1 pseudogene is annotated in these 492 nt (G+C 56.9%); it reads right to left on the bottom strand.

What is annotated here, in order from left to right:
- Positions 1–223 precede the first annotated feature (223 nt).
- Positions 224–364, bottom strand: a pseudogene (locus tag Q1A87_RS23745) (IS5/IS1182 family transposase); the annotation flags it as partial.
- Positions 365–492: the final 128 nt, after the last annotated feature.

The raw sequence follows: 492 nt of genomic DNA, 5'->3' as shown, positions 1-492 counted from the left end.
AGCCGGATCGACGAACTCCTCCCCTGGAACTTCAATCCGTCAAGCTGAAACCGGCGTGGGGCCCAGCTCCCGCTTACCCCGGAACCCTCTCGAAGATATTTTCGAGACTTAGCTCACCTGTGCTCTCCCTCAGAGTTTCCACAAGAACCTTGTGTCAAAAGCAATGTTGGCCCTTCGGGGGCCAACAGAAATGCTCATTTCAACATTTGCCGTCAGGGGCTTGGCGTCCGGGCCGACCTTCATGCGGCGCCAGCCAAGCCATCTCACGGTCTATCCAGATCAGCATTGAACCGCGCTTGCGCAATGCAGCGTTGTAACTGGACCAGTTCGTCGAGCGGTAGCGGGCGGGAGAAGGCTTGCTCATGGGGCCCGTCTAACCGGCTGGATTCACGCTGTGAATTGCCCGCAGTCAGAGTTCTGCAACATATGTAACCGCCCCGAACGCAAGAGGGATATTGAAGCTATTTCTGACGCGTCGTCGGGTGCTGACAT

It is taken from the genome of uncultured Jannaschia sp. (assembly GCF_947494055.1).
Classification (GTDB): Bacteria; Pseudomonadota; Alphaproteobacteria; order Rhodobacterales; family Rhodobacteraceae; genus Jannaschia.
This window is presented reverse-complemented; position numbering and strand designations above follow the sequence as displayed.